The 20,091-nt window shown below is 71.9% G+C and carries 20 protein-coding genes; 10 read left to right on the top strand and 10 right to left on the bottom strand.

Translation table 11 applies throughout. The features are described 5' to 3' along the window. Position 1: 1 nt before the first annotated feature. From AB0M30_RS15870 to AB0M30_RS15855, 4 genes are all read right to left on the bottom strand, one after another. Positions 2–226, bottom strand: coding sequence for a hypothetical protein (locus AB0M30_RS15870; RefSeq protein ID WP_364584622.1), 225 nt, complete (start codon positions 224–226; stop codon positions 2–4). A 52-nt stretch (positions 227–278) separates the two neighbouring features. Continuing rightward, a complete protein-coding gene (locus AB0M30_RS15865) occupies positions 279–779 on the bottom strand; it encodes a DUF3455 domain-containing protein (RefSeq protein ID WP_103337474.1) in 501 nt (166 codons plus the stop codon). Between the two features lie 86 nt (positions 780–865). After that, a complete protein-coding gene (locus AB0M30_RS15860; protein WP_364584620.1) occupies positions 866–2,431 on the bottom strand; it encodes a sodium:solute symporter in 1,566 nt (521 codons plus the stop codon). A 15-nt stretch (positions 2,432–2,446) separates the two neighbouring features. After that, positions 2,447–3,655, bottom strand: coding sequence for an anhydro-N-acetylmuramic acid kinase (locus tag AB0M30_RS15855; RefSeq protein ID WP_364584618.1), 1,209 nt, complete (start codon positions 3,653–3,655; stop codon positions 2,447–2,449). 139 nt (positions 3,656–3,794) lie between these two features. Here AB0M30_RS15855 and ftsY point away from each other — a divergent pair, with 139 nt between their 5' ends. Then, positions 3,795–5,093 (top strand): signal recognition particle-docking protein FtsY, encoded by a 1,299-nt coding sequence (gene ftsY / locus AB0M30_RS15850; protein WP_364584616.1) that lies wholly within the window; start codon positions 3,795–3,797, stop codon positions 5,091–5,093. 78 nt (positions 5,094–5,171) lie between these two features. Here the strand turns inward: ftsY and AB0M30_RS15845 are convergent, their stop codons facing one another. After that, positions 5,172–5,645 carry a hypothetical protein gene (locus tag AB0M30_RS15845; RefSeq protein WP_364584615.1) on the bottom strand — a complete coding sequence of 158 codons (474 nt, stop codon included), beginning with the start codon at positions 5,643–5,645 and terminating at the stop codon, positions 5,172–5,174. A gap of 142 nt (positions 5,646–5,787) precedes the next feature. Here AB0M30_RS15845 and AB0M30_RS15840 point away from each other — a divergent pair, with 142 nt between their 5' ends. After that, the gene (locus AB0M30_RS15840; protein ID WP_364584613.1) at positions 5,788–6,288 is read left to right on the top strand and encodes a GNAT family protein; all 501 of its coding nucleotides are present in this window, start codon (positions 5,788–5,790) and stop codon (positions 6,286–6,288) included. A 4-nt stretch (positions 6,289–6,292) separates the two neighbouring features. Here the strand turns inward: AB0M30_RS15840 and AB0M30_RS15835 are convergent, their stop codons facing one another. After that, the gene (locus AB0M30_RS15835) at positions 6,293–6,526 is read right to left on the bottom strand and encodes a hypothetical protein (RefSeq protein WP_364584611.1); all 234 of its coding nucleotides are present in this window, start codon (positions 6,524–6,526) and stop codon (positions 6,293–6,295) included. Positions 6,527–6,570: 44 nt separating this feature from the next. Next, on the bottom strand, positions 6,571–7,344 hold the full coding sequence (locus AB0M30_RS15830; RefSeq protein WP_364584610.1) for an IclR family transcriptional regulator: 774 nt from the start codon (positions 7,342–7,344) through the stop codon (positions 6,571–6,573). Between the two features lie 112 nt (positions 7,345–7,456). Here AB0M30_RS15830 and aceB point away from each other — a divergent pair, with 112 nt between their 5' ends. After that, positions 7,457–9,034, top strand: coding sequence for a malate synthase A (aceB, locus tag AB0M30_RS15825; RefSeq protein WP_364584608.1), 1,578 nt, complete (start codon positions 7,457–7,459; stop codon positions 9,032–9,034). Next, complete coding sequence (locus AB0M30_RS15820) at positions 9,034–10,221, top strand: aldolase (protein WP_364584606.1); 1,188 nt, start codon at positions 9,034–9,036, stop codon at positions 10,219–10,221. The genes aceB and AB0M30_RS15820 overlap by 1 nt, the downstream gene beginning before the upstream one ends. A 3-nt stretch (positions 10,222–10,224) precedes the next feature. On the opposite strand, the gene AB0M30_RS15815 is transcribed toward AB0M30_RS15820, so the two are convergent. After that, positions 10,225–11,379: a DUF2786 domain-containing protein gene (locus AB0M30_RS15815; protein WP_364584604.1), complete on the bottom strand. Its 1,155-nt coding sequence runs from the start codon at positions 11,377–11,379 to the stop codon at positions 10,225–10,227. Between the two features lie 93 nt (positions 11,380–11,472). On the opposite strand from AB0M30_RS15815, the gene dctA reads away from it, so the two are divergent. Both dctA and AB0M30_RS15805 read left to right on the top strand, forming a co-directional pair. Then, on the top strand, positions 11,473–12,753 hold the full coding sequence (gene dctA, locus AB0M30_RS15810; RefSeq protein ID WP_364584602.1) for a C4-dicarboxylate transporter DctA: 1,281 nt from the start codon (positions 11,473–11,475) through the stop codon (positions 12,751–12,753). 49 nt (positions 12,754–12,802) lie between these two features. Further along, the gene (locus tag AB0M30_RS15805; protein ID WP_364584600.1) at positions 12,803–13,117 is read left to right on the top strand and encodes a DoxX family protein; all 315 of its coding nucleotides are present in this window, start codon (positions 12,803–12,805) and stop codon (positions 13,115–13,117) included. Positions 13,118–13,126: 9 nt separating this feature from the next. Here AB0M30_RS15805 and AB0M30_RS15800 read toward each other — a convergent pair whose 3' ends face one another. Next, entirely contained in the window at positions 13,127–13,615 is a 489-nt protein-coding gene (locus AB0M30_RS15800; protein ID WP_364584599.1) for a MarR family winged helix-turn-helix transcriptional regulator, read from the bottom strand. 105 nt (positions 13,616–13,720) lie between these two features. After that, positions 13,721–15,043: a PucR family transcriptional regulator ligand-binding domain-containing protein gene (locus tag AB0M30_RS15795; protein ID WP_364584597.1), complete on the bottom strand. Its 1,323-nt coding sequence runs from the start codon at positions 15,041–15,043 to the stop codon at positions 13,721–13,723. Positions 15,044–15,165: 122 nt separating this feature from the next. On the opposite strand from AB0M30_RS15795, the gene AB0M30_RS15790 reads away from it, so the two are divergent. The 4 genes from AB0M30_RS15790 to pucD are packed head-to-tail and all read left to right on the top strand — an operon-like array spanning position 15,166 to position 20,091. Beyond that, positions 15,166–16,038 (top strand): xanthine dehydrogenase family protein subunit M, encoded by an 873-nt coding sequence (locus AB0M30_RS15790; protein WP_364584596.1) that lies wholly within the window; start codon positions 15,166–15,168, stop codon positions 16,036–16,038. After that, the gene (locus AB0M30_RS15785) at positions 16,029–16,496 is read left to right on the top strand and encodes a (2Fe-2S)-binding protein (protein WP_364584594.1); all 468 of its coding nucleotides are present in this window, start codon (positions 16,029–16,031) and stop codon (positions 16,494–16,496) included. Before AB0M30_RS15790 ends, AB0M30_RS15785 begins: the two co-directional genes overlap by 10 nt. Next, positions 16,493–17,833 carry an 8-oxoguanine deaminase gene (locus AB0M30_RS15780; RefSeq protein WP_364584592.1) on the top strand — a complete coding sequence of 447 codons (1,341 nt, stop codon included), beginning with the start codon at positions 16,493–16,495 and terminating at the stop codon, positions 17,831–17,833. Before AB0M30_RS15785 ends, AB0M30_RS15780 begins: the two co-directional genes overlap by 4 nt. Then, positions 17,830–20,091: a xanthine dehydrogenase subunit D gene (gene pucD / locus AB0M30_RS15775; protein WP_364584590.1), complete on the top strand. Its 2,262-nt coding sequence runs from the start codon at positions 17,830–17,832 to the stop codon at positions 20,089–20,091. Before AB0M30_RS15780 ends, pucD begins: the two co-directional genes overlap by 4 nt.

Below are 20,091 nucleotides of genomic sequence, written 5' to 3'. Positions count from 1 at the left end.
GTCACATCTCGTCTTCGCGCGGGACGCGGCGATCTTCGCCGCGGACGCGCGGCTCGTAGTGGCGCAAGTCGTTGCCGACCTGAGCGGCGTCGCCCATTTGCGGCCGTCGCCCGCGGGGCCGGAGCATGCCGTGCTTGACCCCGCGCTTGCGGTCGGACCGGTCCATGATGAGCGCGATGACGAGCACCACCGCGAGGATGGCGCCGAGCCCGATGAAGAACCCCATGTGATCCCCTCCCGGTCCCAGGCTACGGGAGCGGGAGGGGCACCACATCCGCTTATCCGGCGACCCAGAACGCGTAGTCCGCCGAATACCGGACCGCCGTCTGCGCGCCCGCCGTGCACGTCCCCGCCGGGGCCACGCCGCCGCGGGTGTTGAGGCGCTGGATGTAGGTCACCTTGCCGAAGATGCCGTCGCCGGTGTTCAGGTTCGCCTTGAGCAGCAGCTCCGGGATCGCGCCGTCCCGCGGGGCGTTGGCCGCGGCTGCCGCACCGACCGTGCTGCCGTCCACTATGGACGTCCACACCGGGCCCTTGCTGTGCAGCGCCACCGGCTTCCCGTGGCGCGACAGCACCGCCGCGGGCTGGATCAGGGCCCACGCGCCGTTCGTGCAGCCGTAGATCTGCACGCCTTCGGCCGGGTAGCTCGCCAAGGCGCGGTTGCCCGCCGGGACCTTGATCGCGTCCGGCACCGTCGAGTGCGCCGGGGTGGCCGAAGCCGTCGCCGCGCCGCCGACCAGGAGGGCGCCGATCGCGAGCGCCACCGTCATCCGCTTCATGGAATCCACCTTCGAAATCCTCCCGCCGCTTCTCGGCGGGCTCCCGCAATGCGACACGGGCGCCCGCCGGAAACGGTTCAGAAGAATCAGGCGGCCCGGACCTCCGCGGTCTCCTCGGCGGCTTCGGCTTCGGCCGCCTTCGGGTCCGGCGTCCGGTGCCGCAGCGCCAGCAGCCCGCCCACGACCAGCGTGATGACCACGCCCATCAGCGTGTACCACGGGTAGGCGAGCGCCACCTTGTCCCCGGCCGCCTTGCCGAAGTCGACGCCGATCAGGCCGCCGGTCTTCGCGTTGAACTTCACCCCGAGGATGACGAACGCCATCACCACGACCGTGACGACGAACGCGATGATCGCGTCCACCTGCCGCGCCTTCTTGATCAGCAGGCCGAGCAGGAACGAGCCCAGGAGCGCGCCGTAGGTGTACCCGGTGATGGCCAGGCCGAGCTCGATCACCGAGTTCTTCGTGGTGGAGAACAGCGAAGCGAACACGGCGAACACGACGGCCCAGATCAGTGTCCACATGCGACCGTGCTGCAGCAGCTTCGAATCTTCCGGCGAGCGCTTGGTGAACCGCTGGTAGAGGTCGGACACGGTGGACGTCGACAGCGCGTTGAGCGCCGACGCCAGCGCACCCATGGTCGACGCGAGCACCCCGGCGATGAGCAGGCCCGAGACGCCGACGGGCAGGTCGTCGATGATGAACCGCGAGAACACGTCGTCCGGGCTCTGCAGCCCCAGCTGCGCCACCGACTTCCGGCCGTTGAACACCCACAGCATCGCGCCGACCAGCAGGAACAGCGCGAACTGGATCGTGACGATGATGCCGCTGCCGATGAGCGCCTTCTGGCCGTCGCGCAGGCTGCGCGTGGCCAGCAGCCGCTGCGCGATCAGCTGGTCGGCGCCGTGCGACGCCATCGACAGCGCCGCGCCGCCGAGCACCGCCGTCACGAAGGCGTACGGGCTGGTCAGCAGGTTCTTCGTGAAGTCGACGAGCACGAACTTGCCGTCCGCGGACGCCTGCGAGACCCAGTCGGCCGGCAGCTTGTTCAGCAGCACGATCGCGGCCACCGCGGCGCCGCCCAGGTACAGCGACAGCTGGATGACGTCGACCCAGACGACGGCCTTGATCCCGCCGATGTAGGCGTACACCAGCGTCAGGGCGGTGAGGATGACGACGATCACCCAGTAGTCCAGGTGGATGTTGTAGTGCGCCAGGATCACCTTGATCGGGATCGCGCCGGCGAACAGGCGCACGCCTTCGGCGAGCAGCCGGGTGACCACGAACGTCACCGACGCGGTGCCCTGCAGCCCGGAGCCGAACCGCTTCCCGAGGAACGCGTACGCGCTGACGAGGTTGCCCCGGAAGTACCGCGGCAGCAGCACGAACGCGGCGATCGTCCGGCCGATGATGTAGCCGAAGGCCAGCTGCAGGAACAGGAAGGCGTTGCCGAAGACCAGCCCGGGCGTGCTGATCACGGTGAGTGTCGAGGTCTCCGTGGCCACCACGGACAGCATCACCGCACCCCACGGCAGACTGCGTTCGCCGACGAAGTAGTCGGCCGCCGACCGTTGCTTCCGGCCGACGAGCACGCCGATCAGCGGCATCGCCGCCAGGTAGATCACGATGATGGCGAGGTCAACACCGCGCATGGATATCTCCTACCGTCATCCGGCCTTCTCCGCGACTCGCAACCGCGTCACGGCGCCCCCCAGCGGGGCGGGAAGGATCAAGGGCCCGGCGCCCGGAACAAGCGCGCCGAGCACGCGCGGGCCGCGGGCACCGGTCGCCGACGGCACCGTACCGGGCACGCCGCACCAGGTGAGCCAGCCCAGCAACGCGGTGAGGTACGCCTCCTTGCCGGCGCCGGGCAGGCCGAGGTCGTCGCTGGTCTTGAGCACCGCCGAACGCAGGGTGTGGGCCAGCGCCGCCATCAGCGCCGGGTTCGCGACGCCGCCGCCGGAGGCGATCACGGTCGTGACGCCGTGGCGGTGGCACTGGTCGGCCACGGTGACGGCGGTCAGCTCGGTCAGCGTCGCGAGCAGGTCGCCGGGGGCGACCGGGTCCAGGCCGGCCGCGGCCGCGTCGAGGTAGCCGGCGTTGAAGTGCTCCTTGCCGGTGGACTTCGGTGGCGCGGCGGCGAAGTACGGGTCGGCGAGCAGCCGGAGGAGCAGGTCGGCGCGCACCGACCCGCCGAGGGCGAGCCGGCCGTCGACGTCGCTGCGCTGCCCGGCGACGCGGTGGGCCGCGAGGTCGAGCAGGGCGTTGGCGGGGCCGGTGTCGTAGGCGATCACCGGTTCGCCGTCGGCGACGACGGTGATGTTCGCGATGCCGCCGAGGTTCAGCGCGGCGACCGGCCGGCCGGTGTCCTCGGCGAGGCCGCGCAGCCAGAGCTGGTCGAGCGTGCTCGCCAGGGGCGCGCCGTGCCCGCCCGCGGCGACGTCGCGGGCGCGCAGGTCGGCGCACACCGGCAGCCCGGTCGCTTCGGCGATCCAGGCGGGCTGGCCGAGCTGGAGGGTGCCGCGGACGTGCCCGTCTTCGACCCAGTGGAACACCGTCTGGCCCAGCGACGCGACCAGGTCCGCGCGGCCATCGGCGAGTTCCGCGGCCCCACGCCGGGCCGCGTCGGCGAACGCCTGGCCGACGCCGGTGTCCAGCCGCGTCAGCTCGCCGGCGGTGCACGGGTTCGGCGGCAACGCCGCGAGCAGGCCCTCGCGCAGCGGCTCGGGGTAGGGGACGTCGAGCTCGCCCAGCGGCGTCAGCACGACCGTGCCGTCTTCGGCGTGCAGGTCGGCGGCGGCCACGTCGATCCCGTCGAGCGACGTGCCCGAAATCAGGCCGATCACCCGGAAGCCGTGGCTGGCTCGCATCCCCATCCGGAGGGGTTTAGTGGAGCCTCCCCTGTGACGCAACCCACTTGGTGAAGTCTTGCCCCAATCGGGACCCAGGTCGTGATGAATTGCCTGTGCGGGGCGGGGTCCGGCGCGCGGGGAGCGCGGATGAAAGGATGGGTCCGTGTCGAGCACCTGGTTCCTGTTCGTAGTCGTCGCCGTCGTCGTCCTGGTCGCCCTGCTGGTGACCGGCCTGCTGATCGCGCGCAGGCGGCGGATCAGCCTGGACGCCCAGCGCGAGGTCGAGGAGAAACCGAAGGGCGGTTCGTACGCGGCGAGCGGGGGCATCGCCCTCGCGCCCGGCGGCACGGCGGCCCCCGTGGAAGCCCCCGCTGACGAGCACCCGGTCGAGGACCGGCCGGAGGTCGACGGCCAGCCCGCGGTGGGCGACGACGCGGCGGTGCCGCGCGACTCGGCGCAGCGCACGGTCCGCGACGTCAAGCTGCCGGACGCCGAGGTCGTCGAACCGGCCCCGGTCGCCGAGCAGATCGAGCCGGCGGCGGGCCGCATGGAGCGGCTGCGCGGCCGCCTGACGAAGTCGCGCTCGATGTTCGGCACGAGCCTGCTGGGCCTGCTCGGCGCCGGCGACCTCGACGAAGACTCCTGGCAGGACGTCGAGGACACGCTGCTGATGGCCGACCTCGGCGCGGCCACCACGAACCAGATCGTCGAGCGCCTGCGCGACGAGCTCTCCCGGCGTGCGGTGCGGTCGTCGGCCGAGGCGCGCGAAGTGCTGCACGAGGTGCTGACGGCGCAGCTGTCCACCGACGGCCACCGCGCGGTCCGGGCGCTGCCGCACACCGTCGACGGCAAGAAGCAGCCCGCTGTGGTGCTGGTCGCGGGGGTCAACGGCACGGGCAAGACGACGACCACGGGCAAGCTCGCCCGCGTCCTGGTGGCGCAGGGCGGAACGGTGCTGCTGGGCGCGGCGGACACGTTCCGCGCGGCGGCGGCCGACCAGCTGCAGACGTGGGCCGAGCGCGTGGGCGCGGAGGTCGTCCGCGGCAAGGAGGGCGCGGACCCGGCGGCGGTGGCGTTCGACGCGGTCAAGCGCGGCGTGGACACGGGGGTCGACGCGGTCCTGGTCGACACGGCGGGCCGCCTGCACACGAAGACCGGCCTGATGGACGAGCTGGGCAAGGTCAAGCGCGTCGTGGAGAAGCAGGCGAAGGTCGACGAGGTGCTGCTGGTCCTCGACGCGACCACGGGCCAGAACGGGCTCATGCAGGCGCGGGTGTTCGCCGAGGTCATCGACGTGACGGGCATCGTCCTGACGAAGCTGGACGGCACCGCCAAGGGCGGCATCGTGTTCCAGGTCCAGAAGGAGCTGGGCGTCCCGGTGAAGCTGGTCGGCCTCGGCGAGGGCCCGGACGACCTGGCGCCGTTCGAGCCCGGCGCGTTCGTGGACGCCCTGCTCGGCTAGCCTCGCGCGTCCGAAGTTCAGTGACAGCGGCCCGGTCCCCGCTCTTCCCGGACGTCAAACAACTTGCGACGCGCGACATCAGATCCGGAACAGCGGCGTCCCGTCGGGCCGGCGCAGGCCCAGCTGCAGCATCACCGGCGCCGACGGCCGTCCGGCCGGGATGAGGCACGGGGACGTCCCGTGGGCCGTCACCGTGAGCCGGGACCAGCCGATCCCCTGGAGCGTGCGCCGGGCCGGATCCACCACCATCGCCGCGCCGAAGTAGCGGCCGCTCGGGACGGCGATGCGGGCCGTGTGGCCCAGCACCACCGAGAACGCCGTGCCCGTCCGGCTGCCGTCTTCCTGCAGCGTCAGGATCACCGGCGTCCGCACCTTCGCGGCGGTGTGGTGGCGAACCGAGATTTCGACCGTTCCCGGCGCGGACTTCGCCGGACGCGGCCACGTGGGCGGTTGCGGCGAGCCGTCGAGCGCGCGGTCCACGAGCCGGTCCAGCAGGTTCGAAGCGGCGCCCTGAGCGAGCCAGTTCAGTGCGCCGCCGGTGTACGGGTCCATGCGGCCCTCCGGCGATATTCGGATGACGGGCGGTCGTGCGCCGGCGCAGAATCCGGGGATGCCCGGTTGACGCACTTCCGCTCGTGCCCCTCCTCGTGACAGACGCCCCGAAGCCGTCATTCGCTACGAGAGAGGACCCATCATGACCGCCATTCACGGCAATCGGGTGCGGCTGCGCCCGATCGGCCCAGCGGATCGCCCCCGGGTGCGCGAAATCCTGGCCACTCCGGAGGTCGCCCGTTGGTGGGGCGACCCCGATCGCGAGACCGAAGGCCTGTATGAGGTCGAAGAGGGCTACACCGTCTACGTCATCGAACTCGACGGTGAAGTCGTCGGCCTGATCCAGAGCTGTGAGGAGCTGGATCCGCAGTACCGCCACGCGGGCATCGACATCTCGGTGCACCCGGGCTTCCACGGCCGCGGCGTCGGCACGGACGCCATCCGCGCCCTGGCCGCGCACCTGTTCGCCCAGGGCCACCACCGGCTGACGATTGACCCGGCCGCGTCGAACGAGACGGCGATCAGGGTGTACACGAAGGTGGGCTTCCGCCCGGTCGGAGTGTTGCGAGATTACGAACGCGCCCCGGACGGCACCTGGCACGACGGGTTGCTGATGGACCTGCTGGCGGGCGAGCTGAGCTGAGCGGTCAGCTCTTGTCGGCGAGCTTTTGGGCGAGCCCCGCCATGTGCTCGAGTCGGCTGTTCAACCCAGCGAAACCATCGTCCATCGTCCGCCTCAGGCCGCCGAGCTTGGCGTGGGTGCTTCCCAGCCGCCGATCGTGTTCGCGTTGAGTCCTGAGCAGATCGTCGAGTAACGCTGTCTGCTCGGCCAGAAGCTGCCGGATCTCTCGGGCTCGAGCAGTGCGAAACAGATCAGGCATGCCGATCACGATATCGGCATGGGTGGTCGGGCGGGCACTCAGCGTCAGACCGTGACCGCCTGGGACAGGCTCGCTCCCAGGGCGTCCGCGACCCGCTGCACCGCCGGGGCGATGTGCGCCACCGCCTCGGCGGTCAGCCGCCCGGACGGTCCCGACACCGACACCGCCGCCGGGACCGGCGCCCCCGGCACCGCCACCGCGACGCACCTGACCCCGAGCTCCTGCTCCGCCTCGTCCAGCGCATAACCCTGCGAGGCGATCCGCGACAGCTCCACCGCCAGCGCGTCCGGCTCGGTGAACGTGTGCTCCGTGTACGCGGGCATCCCGGTCCGCTCCAGCAGCGAACGCACATCGGAAGCGGGCAGGTGCGCCAGCATCGCCTTGCCCACGCCCGTCCCGTGCGGCAGCAGCCGCCGTCCGACCTCGGTGAACATCCGCATCGAATGCTTCGACGGCACCTGGGCCACGTACACGACTTCGTCACGCTCCAAGACCGCCAGGTTCGCCGTCTCGCCGACCTCCTCCACCAGTTCCGCCAGCAGCGGACGCGCCCACGCGCCGAACTGCATGCTCGCGTTCTCGCCGAGCCGGATCAGCCGCGCGCCCAGCGCGTAGCGGCGGTTCGTGTTCTGGCGGACGTACCCCAGGTCGACCAGGGTGCGGATCAGCCGGTGGATCGTCGGCATCGGCAGCCCGGACAGCGTCGCCAGCTCGGACAGGCTGGCCTCGCCGCCGGTGTCCGCGAGGTGTTCCAGCAGCTCGAAGGCACGCTGCAGGGACTGGACGCCGCCGTCGCGACCGTTCTTCTCCGCCGGCACGGTGGCCCTCCTTACGTCGGCGTTGAGCTTCCGCTATGCAGAAACTATAGTCCGGCTGGTAGAAAACCGTAGGGCCGTTATCCAAAGATCCGAACCCTCGAGGTGTTTCCCCATGTCTTCTGAAGTCCAGGTGCTGGGCGACCCGGTCGAGCGCGGCGACGAGATCCTCACGCCGGAGGCGCTCGCCTTCCTCGCCGGCCTCCACGACGCCTTCGCCGGCCGCCGCGACGAGCTGCTCAAGGCGCGCGGCAAGCGCCGAGAAGAGGCCCGGACCACCGGCCGGCTCGACTTCCTGCCGGAGACCAAGGAGATCCGCGAAGGCGACTGGCAGGTCGCCGGCGCGCCGCCCGCGCTGCGGGACCGCCGCGTCGAGATCACCGGGCCGACCGACCGCAAGATGACCATCAACGCGCTCAACTCCGGCGCGAAGGTGTGGCTCGCCGATCTCGAAGACGCCAACACGCCGCACTGGCGGAACGTGGTCTCCGGCCAGGTCAACCTCTACGACGCCGTCCGCGAGACGATCACCCTGGAGAGCGGCGGCAAGAGCTACGCCCTGAAGGACGACGTCGAGCACGCCACGATCGTGGTCCGGCCGCGCGGCTGGCACCTGCCCGAGAGCCACCTCACCTTCGGCGGCCGCGAGGGCGTCGGCGCGCTCGTCGACTTCGGCCTGCACTTCTTCCACAACGCGGCCGAACTGCTTAAGCGCGGCAAGGGCCCGTACTACTACCTGCCGAAGATGGAGAGCCACCTCGAAGCGCGGCTCTGGAACGACGTCTTCACCCACGCCGAGAAAACCCTCGGCATCGAGCACGGCACCGTCCGCGCGACCGTGCTGATCGAGACCATCCCGGCCGCGTTCGAGATGGAGGAAATCCTCTACGAGCTGCGCGAACACGCGTCGGGCCTCAACGCGGGCCGCTGGGACTACCTGTTCAGCGTCATCAAGTACTTCCGCGACGCCGGCGAGAAGTTCGTGCTGCCGGACCGCAACTCGGTCACCATGACCGCGCCGTTCATGCGCGCCTACACCGAGCTCCTGGTGCGCACCTGCCACAAGCGCGGCGCCTTCGCGATCGGCGGCATGGCCGCGTTCATCCCGAGCAAGGACCCCGAGACCAACAAGGGCGCTTTCGAGAAGGTCCACGCGGACAAGTCGCGCGAGGCCGGCGACGGCTTCGACGGCTCCTGGGTCGCGCACCCGGGCATGGTCGAGCTCTGCAAGGAGGAGTTCGACAAGGTCCTCGGCGACCAGCCCAACCAGCTCGGCCGCACCCGTGACGAGGTGAGCGTCACCGCCGACCAGCTGCTCGACGTCGCTTCGACGCCGGGCGGGGCGACGGCGGCCGGCCTGCGCGCCGCGGTCGACGTCGGCGTCCGCTACATCGCGTCCTGGCTGGGCGGCAACGGCGCGGCGGCCATCCACAACCTGATGGAGGACGCCGCCACCGCCGAGATCTCACGCTCGCAGATCTGGCAGTGGGTCAAGAACGGGACCACTTTGGACAGTGGCGACGTCGTCACGGCGGAGCTGGTGCGCGGCGTGCTGGCCGACGTCCGCGGCGAGCTGGCCGGCGAGCTCAAGCCCGAGCAGCTGGAGCCCGCGGTGGAGCTGTTCGAGCAGGTCGCCCTGGCCGACGAGTTCCCGGACTTCCTGACGCTGCCCGCGTACAAGCGGATCAAGTAGTGCGGCTGCCCGAGGACGTCTACGACGCCGCCGACGCGCGCCTGGCTGCGGCCGACGCGCGCGTCGCGGCGTCGTACCCGGGGGAGCGGCCGGGACGGCAGCCCGTGCACACGGTCTACGTCCCGGCGTCGCGGTACAAGACCCGCCTGGTGGCCGACTGGGGCAAGCAGGCGATGCGGGTCTTCATCGAGCACGGCGACCTCCTCGGCGCCGACGCGGACGTCTACGAACGCGTCCGCGCGAAGCTGCTGACCGAGCCGATCGAGGACCTGCGGATCGACTTCGAGGACGGCTACGGCCGGGTCGCCGACGACGTCGAGGACGCGGCCGCCCTGGCGGCCGGGCAGACCCTGGCGACCACCGGCGGTACGCCGTTCTGCGGAATCCGCTTCAAGAGCTTCGAGGCGGCGACGCGCCGGCGCGGCATCCGCACCCTGGACTTGTTCCTGGGATCGCTGCTGGACAACGGGCCGCTGCCGCCCGGGTTCGTCGTCACGCTGCCGAAGGTGACGGCCGTGGAGCAGGTCTCGGTCGCCGCGGAAGTCCTGGCGCGGTTGGAATCCGCGTATGACCTGCCCGAGAACACCTTGCGCTTCGAGGTGCAGATCGAGACGTCCCAGTCCATTGTGGACCTCGACGGGACGCTGTCGGTGGCGCGGATCGTGCACGCCGCCTCGGGTCGCTGTTCGGGACTGCACTACGGCACGTACGACTACAGCGCGGGCCTCGGCATCGCGGCGGCGTACCAGAGCATGGAGCACCCGGCGGCGGACCTGGCCAAGGGCCTGATGCAGGTTTCGGCGGCGGGAACCGGCGTCCGCCTCTCGGACGGCTCGACGAACAAGCTCCCGATCGGTGACGCGCTGCCCATGGCGTGGGCGGAACACCTGCGGCTGGTGCGCCGCTCGTTGGAGCGGGGCTTCTACCAGGGCTGGGACCTGCACCCGCATCAGCTGCCGACCCGCTTCGCGGCGACGTACACGTTCTACCGGGCGGGATTCCCGGAGGCGGTGGAGCGGTTGCGCGCGTACGCGGAGAAGACGTCGGGGGGCGTGCTGGACGAGCCGGCCACCGCGCAGGCGCTGGCGGTCTACCTGCTGCGGGGCTTGGACTGCGGGGCTTTGGACGAGGGTGAGCTGCCGTTCGGGCGGCCGGAACTGGAGAAGTACGCGCTGCGGCTTGCGTGAGCGTCACTCGCCAAGCCGGGCGCGGTCGGCCGCCGCCCGGCCCGCGCCCCAGCCTTCGTGGCTGCGCACCGTCACCGACTTGGTCACCACTTCGGGAAACAGCGTGGTGAACGCCGCGGCCACGTTCCTCTCGTGCGAAGCCAGCACCGGCAGCAGCTCCGGCGCCTGGGCGATCGTCGCTTCCGCCGCCCGCTCGAGCCGCTCGCCGATCCGGGTGGCGTAGGAGACGAGGAACGACTTGCGGAACGGACGCGAGCGGCCGGCCGGGTCGGCGATCATCGCCCGCGTGGCCTGGACCAGCAGGGACGTCGTCAGCAGCGCGACCGAGTCCAGGTCGTCCTCGTCGCCGATGACGGTGACGAACTCCCAGCGCGGGTCGAAGATCGCGCGGCAGCGGTTGGCCGTCGCGACCACGTGGACCAGCAGCGACTTGGCGTCGGTGTACGGCGTGTCGAGCCAGATCCGGCGGGCCGCGGGCCGATCGGGTGCGGCCTCGGCGCTTTCGACCAGCACGCGGTCGAGGGCGTGGCGGGTCATCAGCTCCTGCGCCTTCGCCGAAAGGGCCTCGGCCTCCTCCGGGAACGAGCTCGACTCGGCCTTGGCGAGCAGCGCGCGGACCCGGCTCAGCTTCTTCTCGTCGACGTGCTGCCGGACCGGCCGCTCCAGCGGGGTGCCCGGCGCGGGCAGCACGACGGTCAGCGCCGGCAGCGTCTTCAGCAGGCCGAAGGCTTCGATGACCGCCGCCACCGCTTCGGACGGCGTCAGGATGTGCTTCGCCGCCCACTGCGGCAGGTGCGGCTCGGTCTCCGTCCACCAGCGGACGGCGCCCGCCGCCTCGAGCTGCTCCCGCCACGCCGGGTGCACGGCGGTGAACTGCCCGGCGTAGGCGGCGAGCGTGTCGAGCAGGTACGAGCCGGCGAACTCGTCCAGGCGGCGCCGGGCCGCCTGGTGGAGGTCCTCGGGCAGCCAGCCACCCCGGCACGCCCGGCCGATCAGCTGCTGCCCGGTCCGGTCCGCGGCCTCGACGAGTTCGGCGGGCAGGGTGAAGCCCGGTGCCAGCCGGTCGGCGTCACCCGGTGCGGCGGCGAGCAGCGCGTCACTGAATTCCTCGGCCGTCGCCGGCGGCGGGCCGACGCGGATCTGCTTGCGCTTGCCCACGCGGCTCAGTCTGCCGCAGCCGGTTTTCCGGGCGTCGGGTACGTCACTGCGAGCGTTAACACCGCCGGAACATCCGACGCTTAGGGTCCCGCCATGGCGGAGAACAAGAAGCGCTGGTGGACGTCGGTGTTCGTGCAGCTGCTCGTGGCGGTGGTCGCGGGCGTGCTGGTCGGGCACTTCTGGCCGGTGCTCGGCGCCCAGCTCAAGCCGGTCGGCGACGGCTTCATCCGGCTGATCAAGATGATCATCGCGCCGCTGATCTTCTGTGTCGTGGTGACCGGGATCGCGGCCGTGGGAGACATCAAAGCGGTCGGACGAATCGGGCTCAAGGCCATCGTCTACTTCGAGGTCGTCACGACGTTCGCGTTGCTGTTCGGCCTGGTCGTGGCGAACGTCTTCCGGCCCGGCGCCGGGCTGGACATCAACCCGGCGACGCTCGACCCGCACGCCGTCACCGCCCAGACCAAGGGCGGGCAGCTGCCGTCGGCCGGGGACTTCCTGCTGCACACCATCCCCGACAGCGTGGTGAACGCGTTCGCGCAGAACCAGCTGCTGCAGGTGCTCGTGTTCGCGGTGTTCTTCGGGGTGGCGCTCGCCGCGATCGGGCGGGAGCGGGCGCCACTGGTGCTGGACTTCGTGGACCAGGTGCAGCAGATCATCTTCAAGGTGATGGGCTGGATCATGCGGGTCGCGCCGCTGGGCGCGTTCGGCGCGATGGCGTTCATCATCGGCCAGTACGGTCTGTCCACTTTGGGCACCTACGCCAAGCTGATCGCCGCCTGCTACGGCGCGGCCGTGCTCTTCACGCTCGTCCTCGCCGCGATTTCCCGGTTCTACGCCGGGGTTTCGGTCTGGAAGTTCCTCCGCTACGCGCGCGAAGAGTTCCTGCTCGCGCTGGGCACGGCCTCGACGGAGTCGGTGATGCCGCGGATCATGGCCAAGCTCACCGACGCCGGCTGCTCGCGCGCGGCGACGGGGCTGGTCGTCCCCACCGGGTATTCGTTCAACCTCGACGGCGCGACCATCTACCTCTCGATCAGCACGGTGTTTCTGGCCCAGGCGTTCGGCGTGGAGATGACGCTCGGCCAGCAGCTGCTGGCCGTGCTGATCCTGATGCTGACGTCGAAGGGCATGGCGGGCGTCCCGGGCTCCAGCTTCCTGGCCCTGTCGGCGACGGCCGCGGCGATCGGCGCGTTCCCGGTGGCGGGCGTGGCCCTGCTGCTGGGCGCGGACCGCCTGATGGACTCGATGCGCGTGTTCGTCAACCTGCTCGGCAACTGCGTGGCGACGTTCGTGGTGGCCAAGTCCGAAGGCCAGCTGGATCGGGACAAACTGCGGGAGACCCTCGAAGGAGCGACGCCGGTCGCGGCCTGACCGGTCACCTTCCGGGCGGCGGGCCCGTCGGGAAGGCATGCACACTGCCATGGTTTTCGTCACGATCGCGCTCAACGCGGGCATCGGCCTCGCGGACCTGCTGAAAGCGCGGTTCGTCCTCGCCACCTCGGCCGCCGTCGACGTTCCGCCGGGCTGGCTTCCCGCTCTCGGCACGCTGAAGCTCGCCGGTGCGGCCGGGCTGCTCCTCGGCCTGCTCGGCGTTCCGGTCCTCGGCGTGGCGGCGGCGAGCGGCCTGACCTTGTACTACCTCGGGGCGATCGCCGCCCACGTCCGCGCCCGCCGGTTCGCCACCGGCGCGGTGCCGGTGGTCTTCCTCGGGCTCGCGGTGGCGACGGTGGTCTGACGCAGCGGTCTAGCGCAGCCGCGGGAGCGCGTCCCGGGCGAAGTGGCTCAACGTCCGCAGGTCGTCGGCGAACCGCTCCCGGTGGTCCTCGGGCAGCGGCCCGAAGAAGAACTGCTCGACGTTCTCGACGTGCACGCGGCTGGCCCGCACGACCGTCTCCTCGCCGAGCGTGGTCAGCCGGACGAGCTGGACCCGCCGGTCGCTCGGGGAAGCGGTGCGGGTCACCAGCCCGATCGCGACCATCCGGTCGACCAGCCGGGTCGCCCCGCCGGTGGTGAGCACCTGTTCCTGCGCGATCGAGCGCATGGTCAGCCCGTCCTCACCGGTGCGGCCCACGAGCAGCAGGACCTCGTACATCAGGTGCGTGATCCCGCATTCGCGCTCCAGCGCCCGCCCGAGCAGGTACCCGAGCCGGTGTGCCGCGCCCTGCAGCCACCCGAAGGCCAGCACGCGGGCGTCGTCCGCCGCCTGCCGGGCCGAACCGATGTCGGGGTTCACGCCCTCATCCTCCCCCCGGACCCCGGCCACGCAACGCGCAACGGCGGCCGATGGGGTGCGAGGCGCGCCTCCTGCGCCGAGCGGGCGAGCGGGCGTTCGGCAGCTCTAGTCGCCGGCGCGCAACGCGAGGTACACGTCGAGCTGGTCGGTGAACTCCGTCAGGTCCGTTCCCAGCAGCTCGCCGGCCCGCCCGATCCGGTACCGCAGCGTGTTGACGTGGACGTGCAACGCCTTCGCCGCCCGGGTCGGCGAGCCCGAGCACTCCAGGAACACCCGGACCGTGTGCACGAGATCCGTGTGCTGCTCCGCGTCGTAAGCCAGCAACGGCCCGAGCACCCGGCGGCGCAGGGCCGCGCGCACCCCCGCCGGCGCCCCGGCCAGCAGCAGCTCGTGCGCGTCCACTTCACCGGCCCGGACCACCGCCACCCGGCCCGGCCGCCGGGCCGCCACCTCCACCGCGTACCGCGCGCTCTCCGCCGCCTCGTCGCGCGGACCGGCATCGCTGACGCCGCAGACGATCCGCTTCGCCCGGAGCAGGGGTTCCACAATGGACAGCTCGGCCGGTGCGGGCCGCAGCGCGGTCGCCGCGTACGACGTTTCCCCGGCGGATTCGAGCAGCAGCGCGTCCGGCAGCCATTCGCTCAGGACGTCCCGGCTCTCGTCGCTGCCTTCGGTCCGCAATCCGACGACGCACACCTCATCGGGCAGTTCGGCGGCCGAAGGAACCGCCCGTGCCCGCGTGACCCCGACGAGCCCCGCCACCTCCTCGGCCAGCTCGGCCTGCGCGGTGCTCAGCGGCCCGCCCACGGCGATCAGCCACGGCACCGCGTGCCGCCCCTCGACCGGGACCAGCGTCAGCGGCCCCGGCTCGCGGGCCGCGTACCGGCGGACGACGTCCTCGGGCGGCATCGGCGGCGGGGCCGTCCCCGCGATCAGCCGGCCCAGGCCCGACAGCACCCAGCAGGGCAGCCCGAGTTCCGCCGCCGCGCGGTCCAGCAGCGTCTCGACCGGCGCCTCCGCGGCCGCCTGCAAACGTTTGCGCGCACTGTCGGACGCCGCCGCCAGCGCCAGCACGACCTGCTCGGTGATCACCGAGAACGACAGGTCGGGCGGCACTTCCAGCAGCGGGATCCGGTGCCGGACGCAGGCGTCGACGACGTCGTCCGGGATGCCGCCCGAGTCGGCGCCGGACGCGGCCAGCGCCGCCGCGCCCGCCCGGGCCAGCGCGGCCACGAACGGCTCGGCGTCACCCGGGGCGTGCCACCACAGCAGGCCGGAAAGCACCAGCTCACCGGCCGACAGGTACCGTCCGGGGTCGGACAGCTCCGTGACGTAGATGCGCGTCACCGGCCGGTCGAGCAGGTCGGTCCCGGCCCGGGGGCGCAGCCGCAGCCCGGGCAGGCCCAGCAGTGTTTTCACGGTCGTCATGAGGCTTGTAGGAAAGCACAAACGCACCCCGGTTCGCTGCTGCGCGTTTCATGCGTGGCGCCGTTGCCGCCCGGCGGTGATCCGTCGTCTACTGGTCTATCGCCCTCTCGAAGGAGCAACCAGTGGAGTTCCTGCGTCCCACGACGCTCGCCGAGGCCCTCGCCGTGAAGGCCGAGCTGCCCGGCGCGGTGCCGATCGCCGGCGGCACCGACGTCATGGTCGAGCTGAACTTCGACCACCGGCGCCCGGAGGCCCTGCTCGACCTGACCCGGGTCGGCGAGCTGGCGGAGTGGTCCACTGTGGACCACTCGGACGGCACGGTCCGGCTCGGCGCCGGTGTCCCGTACTCCCGGGTCATCACCGAACTGGGTGAATCCGTCCCGGCCCTGGCCATGGCCTCGCGCACGGTCGGGTCCCCGCAGATCCGCAACCGCGGCACGGTCGGCGGCAACCTCGGCGCTGCGTCCCCCGCCGGGGACACCCACCCGGTGCTGCTCGCCCTGGACGCGCGGGTCGAGGTGGCCTCCGTGCGGGGGACCCGCCTGCTGGACGCGGCGGAGTTCTACGTCGGCGTGAAACGGCACGCACTGGCTCCGGACGAGCTGATCACCGCCGTCCACCTGCCCGCGCACGCCGGGCCGCAGCAGTTCGCGAAGGTCGGCACGCGCAACGCGATGGTCATCGCGGTCTGCTCGTTCGCGATCTCGCTCCGGCAAGGCAAGGTCGGCGCCGCCATCGGCTCGGCCGCGCCGACCCCGCGCCACGCCCGGGACGCCGAGGACTTCCTGGCCGCCGAGCTGCCGTGGACGTCGTCCGAGCCGCTGCCGGACTCCCTGAAACGCCGCTTCGGCGACCTGGTCGCCGCGGCCGCCGAGCCGATCGACGACGTCCGGGGCAGCGCCGCGTATCGGAAGCACGCGCTCGGGGTACTAGCGCGGCGTACGTTGACTTGGGCCTGGGAAGAACACCGGACGGGAGTGCGCGCATGCGCCTGAATGTCACGATCAACGGCGAGCCGCGGCAGGCGGACGACGTCTGGGAGGGCGAAAGCCTGCTCTACGTGCTGCGCGAACGGCTCGGCCTGCCGGGCTCGAAGAACGCCTGTGAGCAGGGCGAATGCGGATCGTGCACGGTCTACCTCGACGACCTTCCGGTGTGCGCGTGCCTGGTCGCGGCCGGGCAGGCCGAGGGGCGCGTGGTGCGCACGGTCGAGGGACTGGCCGACGGCGACACCCTCGACCCGGTCCAGCAGTCCTTTGTGGACGCCGGGGCGGTCCAGTGCGGGTTCTGCACGCCGGGGCTGGTCGTCGCGGCGCACGACCTGCTGAACCGCGTCCCCGACCCGTCCGACGAGGAGATCCGCGAAGCCCTCGCGGGCAACCTCTGCCGCTGCACCGGCTACGAGAAGATCCTCGACGCGGTGCGCGCGGCGGCGAAGGAGGGGGTCGCGTGAGGACGCTCATCGCGAACGCGGCCATCGCCACCGTCTCCGGCGAGGAGTACGCGAGCGGGCACGTCGTGGTCGAGAACGACCGGATCGCCGCGGTCGGCGAAGGCGTGTACACCGGCGAGTTCGACGAACGCGTCGAGGCGGAAGGCTGCCTGATCACGCCGGGGCTGATCAACACCCACCACCACCTCTACCAGTGGGCGACCCGCGGGATGGCCGCCGACCACACGCTCTTCGAGTGGCTGGTCGCGCTCTACCCGGTCTGGAGCCGCCTCGACGCCGAGATCACGCACGCCGCGGGCACCGCCGGAATGGCCCGGCTGGCGCTGACCGGCTGCACCACCGTCGCCGACCACCACTACGTCTTCCCGCGCGACGGCGGTGACCAGGTCGCGGCGCTGGCCGCGGCCCGCCAGCGCATCGGCGTCCGGCTGCACGTGGTGCGCGGGTCGATGGACCGCGGCGAGTCCGACGGCGGCCTGCCGCCGGACAACCTGGTCGAGTCGACCGAGGACGCGCTGACCGGCACCGAAGCGGCGATCGACCGCTTCCACGACGACTCCGCGGGGGCCCACCTGCAGATCGCCGCCGGCCCCTGCTCGCCGTTCTCGGTCACCGAGCGGCTGATGTCCGGCGCGGCCGAGCTGGCCCGCCGCAAGGGCGTCCGGCTCCACACCCATCTGGCCGAGACGCTCGACGAGGAGAAGCAGTGCCTCGCCGAAGTCGGTTGCACGCCCGCCGAGTACGCCGACAAGCTCGGCTGGCTCGCCGACGACGTCTGGCTCGCGCACACGATCCACCTCGCGCCCGACGCGATCCGCCGCTTCGGCGCCACCGGCACCGGGTCGGCGCACTGCCCGACGTCCAATGGCCGCATCGGCGCCGGCATCGCGCCCGTCCGCGACCTCCTGGACGCCGGGGTGCCGGTCGGCCTGGGTGCCGACGGCGCCGCGTCCAACGAATCCGGCGGTCTCGGCGAAGAGCTGCACCAGTCGCTGCTGCAGGCCCGCCAGCGCGGCGGCCCGCGCGGGCTGACCACGCGCGAAGCGCTGTGGATGGGCACGATGGGCGGCGCCCGCTGCCTCGGCCGCGCGGACGACCTGGGTTCCCTGGAACCCGGGAAGCTCGCCGACCTGGCCGTCTGGGACCTGACCGGGCTGAACTACGCCGGCATCACCGACCCGGTCGCGGCGCTGGTGCTCGGCACCACGCCGCCGCTGCGCAGGCTGTTCGTCGGCGGCAAGGCCGTCGTCGAGGACGGCACCCTGCGCGAAGCCGACGAGTCCGCCGTCGCCCGCGAGCTGGCCGCCGCGAGCGCCCGGTTGCGGGAGGGCAGATGACCAGCACCACGTCCGTCACGACGACGACCGCGAACGGCGTCGGCACGTCGCCGCGGCGGCCCGACGGCACGGTGAAGGTCCGCGGCGAGTTCGCCTACTCCTCGGACCTCTGGCACGAGGACATGGTGTGGGGCGTGACGCTGCGCAGCCCGCATCCGTACGCGCGCATCACCGGCATCGACATCGCGGAAGCCCTCGCCGTGCCCGGCGTCTACGCGGTGCTGACGCACGAGGACGTCCCCGGCGTGAACCGCTACGGCCTCGAGCACACCGACCAGCCGGTGCTCGCCTCCGACGTCGTGCGGTACCAGGGCGAGCCGGTGGCGCTGGTCGCCGCCGACCACCCGGAGACCGCCCGCCGCGCGATGAAGCGGATCGTCGTCACCTACGAAGAGCTCGAGCCGGTGACGGACTCCGAAGCGGCTGTGGCGGGCGAAGGGCCTTCGCTGCACGAAGGCGGCAACGTCGTCCGGCACGTCAAGATCCGCCGCGGACCGCAGGAGCCCACCGCCGACGTCGTCGTCTCCGGCGTCTACGAGGTCGGCATGCAGGACCAGGCCTTCCTCGGCCCGGAATCCGGGCTCGCCGTGCCGGACACCGAAGGCGGCGTCGATCTTTACGTCGCGACGCAGTGGCTGCACGTCGACCAGCAGCAGATCGTCGCCGCGCTGGGGCTGCCGATCGAGAAGGTGCGGCTGACGCTCGGCGGCGTCGGCGGGGCCTTCGGCGGCCGGGAAGACCTGTCGATGCAGGTGCACGCCTGCCTGCTCGCCCTGCACACCGGCAAGCCGGTGAAGATGGTCTACAACCGCGAAGAGTCCTTCTACGGGCACGTGCACCGGCACCCGGCGAAGATGTACTACGAGCACGGCGCCACCCGCGACGGCCGTCTCGTGTACGTGCGCACGCGCCTGTACCTCGACGGCGGCGCGTACGCGTCCTCGACGGGTGCGGTGGTCGCGAACGCGGCCACGCTCGGGGTCGGACCGTACAAAGTGGACAGCGTGGCGGTGGACTGCTGGGGCACGTACACGAACAACCCGCCGTGCGGCGCGATGCGCGGCTTCGGCGCGGTGCAGGCGGCGTTCGGTTACGAGTCCCAGATGGACAAGCTCGCGGACGCCTGTGGTCTCGACCCGGTGGAGATCCGCGTCCGCAACGCGATGAGCGAAGGCGATCTGATGCCGACCGGCCAGGTCGTCGACGCGGAAGCGCCGGTCGCGGAGCTGCTGTCCCGCGTGCGGGAGATGCCGATGCCGCCGGAGCGGCCGTTCGACCTGCGGCACATGCCGGGCGGGGTGTCGAACACGACGCACGGCGAAGGCGTCGTCCGCGGGGTCGGCTATGCCGTCGGGATCAAGAACGTCTGCTTCTCCGAAGGCTTCGACGACTACTCGACGGCTCGCGTGCGCCTGCAGCTGGTCGGCGGCGAACCGGCCGCGACCGTGCACACCGCGGCCTGCGAGGTCGGCCAGGGCCTGGTGACGATCATGCAGCAGATCGTGCGCACCGAACTCGGCGTCGACCAGGTGACGGTCCTGCCGATGGACACCTCGATCGGCAACGGCGGCTCGACGTCGGCGTCGCGCCAGACCTACGTCACCGGCGGCGCCGTGCAGGCCGCCTGCGCGGCGGTGCGGGCGCGGCTGCTGTCCCGGTTCGACCAGCGGGTGCGCGTCGTCGGCGGCAAGCTCGTCGCGGCCGACGGCCAGGTGCTCGCCGATCTGGTGGACGTTCTCGGCGACGACGTCTACGACGAAACCGTGGAATGGCGGCACCGGCCGACAGCCCCGCTGGACCCGGAAACCGGGCAGGGGAGCGCCCACGTCCAGTACGCGTTCGCCGCGCACCGGGCGGTCGTCGACGTCGACACCGAACTGGGCCTGGTCAAGGTGGTCGCGCTGGACTGCGCCCAGGACGTCGGCAAGGCGCTGAACCCCCAGGCCGTGCTGGGCCAGATCCAGGGCGGCTCGGCGCAGGGGCTCGGGCTCGCGGTGATGGAGGAGATCCAGACCTCCGGCGGGAAGATCCGGAACCCCTCCTTCACCGACTACCTCATCCCGACCGTGCTGGACATGCCGCCGATGACCATCGACGTCCTGGAGCGCCCGGACCCGCACGCGCCGTACGGCCTGCGCGGGGTCGGCGAGCCGCCGACGATCTCGTCGACGCCGGCGATCGTGGCCGCGATCCGGGCCGCGACCGGGCTCGCGCTCACCCGCGTCCCGGTGCGGCCGGAGCACCTCACCGGCACCTGA

It is taken from the genome of Amycolatopsis sp. NPDC051716, from assembly GCF_040681595.1.
In the GTDB taxonomy this organism is placed as follows: Bacteria; Actinomycetota; Actinomycetes; order Mycobacteriales; family Pseudonocardiaceae; genus Amycolatopsis.
This window is presented reverse-complemented; position numbering and strand designations above follow the sequence as displayed.

Coding starts and splice junctions, on each gene's coding strand:
- dctA (WP_364584602.1), top strand. CDS start 11,473: ATGGCGGAGAACAAGAAGCGCTGGTGGACGTCGGTGTTCGTGCAGCTG.
- AB0M30_RS15795 (WP_364584597.1), bottom strand. CDS start 15,043: ATGACGACCGTGAAAACACTGCTGGGCCTGCCCGGGCTGCGGCTGCGC.
- AB0M30_RS15840 (WP_364584613.1), top strand. CDS start 5,788: ATGACCGCCATTCACGGCAATCGGGTGCGGCTGCGCCCGATCGGCCCA.
- AB0M30_RS15835 (WP_364584611.1), bottom strand. CDS start 6,526: ATGCCTGATCTGTTTCGCACTGCTCGAGCCCGAGAGATCCGGCAGCTT.
- AB0M30_RS15845 (WP_364584615.1), bottom strand. CDS start 5,645: ATGGACCCGTACACCGGCGGCGCACTGAACTGGCTCGCTCAGGGCGCC.
- AB0M30_RS15855 (WP_364584618.1), bottom strand. CDS start 3,655: ATGGGGATGCGAGCCAGCCACGGCTTCCGGGTGATCGGCCTGATTTCG.
- AB0M30_RS15860 (WP_364584620.1), bottom strand. CDS start 2,431: ATGCGCGGTGTTGACCTCGCCATCATCGTGATCTACCTGGCGGCGATG.
- AB0M30_RS15785 (WP_364584594.1), top strand. CDS start 16,029: ATGCGCCTGAATGTCACGATCAACGGCGAGCCGCGGCAGGCGGACGAC.
- aceB (WP_364584608.1), top strand. CDS start 7,457: ATGTCTTCTGAAGTCCAGGTGCTGGGCGACCCGGTCGAGCGCGGCGAC.
- AB0M30_RS15805 (WP_364584600.1), top strand. CDS start 12,803: ATGGTTTTCGTCACGATCGCGCTCAACGCGGGCATCGGCCTCGCGGAC.
- AB0M30_RS15870 (WP_364584622.1), bottom strand. CDS start 226: ATGGGGTTCTTCATCGGGCTCGGCGCCATCCTCGCGGTGGTGCTCGTC.
- AB0M30_RS15865 (WP_103337474.1), bottom strand. CDS start 779: ATGAAGCGGATGACGGTGGCGCTCGCGATCGGCGCCCTCCTGGTCGGC.
- pucD (WP_364584590.1), top strand. CDS start 17,830: ATGACCAGCACCACGTCCGTCACGACGACGACCGCGAACGGCGTCGGC.